Source organism: Arthrobacter crystallopoietes BAB-32 (assembly GCF_000328305.2).
In the GTDB taxonomy this organism is placed as follows: Bacteria; Actinomycetota; Actinomycetes; order Actinomycetales; family Micrococcaceae; genus Crystallibacter; species Crystallibacter crystallopoietes_A.
On the sequence record NZ_ANPE02000055.1, the window covers coordinates 1 to 1,404 of the forward strand.

Here is a 1,404-nt window from a genome sequence, read left to right on the forward strand (position 1 = left end):
TCGTGGTCCGGCCGGGCGAGAAGATCGCGACGGACGGCTACGTGGTCGAAGGGCGCTCCGCCGTCGACACTTCCCTCATTACCGGCGAGTCCGTGCCGGTCGAGGTGGACGTGGACGACACGGTCACCGGCGCGACCATCAACACCTCGGGCCGGCTGTTGGTACGCGCCACCCGCGTCGGCTCGGACACCACGCTGGCGCAGATGGGGCGGCTGGTCAGCCAGGCGCAGGCGGGCAAGGCGCCGATCGCGCGGCTCGCGGACCGGATCAGCTCGGTGTTCGTGCCGATCGTGCTGGTGATCGCGGTGGTTACGTTCGTTCTGTGGCTGGTCTTCGCCGGCGACCTGCAGGCGGCGTTCACGGCCGCGGTGACCGTGCTGGTCATCGCCTGCCCGTGCGCGCTCGGCCTGGCCACGCCGACCGCGCTGCTGACCGGCACCGGCCGGGCGTCGCAGCTGGGCATCCTGATCAAGGGCCCCAGATCCTCGAGGACACCCGCCACACCAACACCATCCTGCTGGACAAGACCGGCACTGTCACCACGGGCAAGCAGGCCGTCAGTTCCGTGACGGCGCTGAACGGCCACGCCGAGGCCGATGTGCTGCGGCTCGGGGCAGCGGTGGAGGCCGGGTCGGAGCATCCCATCGCGCAAGCCATCGTGGCCGCGGCACGGAAGGACGGCGGCGCCCTGCCGGCGCTGTCCGGTTTCCACAGCGAGGCCGGCGGAGGCGTGCGGGGCACCGTTTCCACGAACGACGGCGGTACGGTCACCGTGGTCGCCGGGCGCGGGGCCTGGCTCGAGGAGAACGGCATCGTTTTGGCCGAGGATCAGCTGCGGAGTTTCCGGGGCGAACAGGAGGCCGGGGCAACGGCGATCTGGGTTGCCGTGGACGGCGCTCCGGCCGGCATCATCAGCCTGAAGGACACCATCAAGCCCAGCTCCGCGGCCGCGGTCGCCCGGCTGAAGGAACTGGGGCTCCGGCCGGTCCTGCTGACCGGCGACAATGCCGCCGTGGCCGCCCAGGTGGCTGCCGCCGTCGGAATTGCCCCTGGCGACGTCTACGCCGACGTGCGGCCCGAGGGCAAGGTCGCCGCCGTGAAGCAACTGCAGGCGGAGGGGCGGACCGTGGCCATGGTCGGCGACGGCGTCAACGATGCCGCGGCGCTCGCGCAGGCGGACCTGGGCATCGCGATGGGCGCCGGCACGGACGTGGCGATCGAGGCGGCCGACATCACGGTGATGGGCAGCGACCTGGGCCAGGTGGTGCAGTCGATCGAGCTCAGCCGGAAGACGCTCTCCACCATCAAGGGCAACCTGTTCTGGGCCTTCGCCTACAACACGCTCGGCATTCCGGTCGCCGCGCTGGGCCTGCTCAACCCCATGATCGCCGGCGCCGCGATGGC

The 1,404-nt window shown here is 71.4% G+C and carries 1 pseudogene; it reads left to right on the forward strand.

Annotation, left to right across the window (positions count from 1 at the left end):
- A pseudogene (locus tag D477_RS01380) lies at nt 1-1,404 on the forward strand (heavy metal translocating P-type ATPase); the annotation flags it as partial.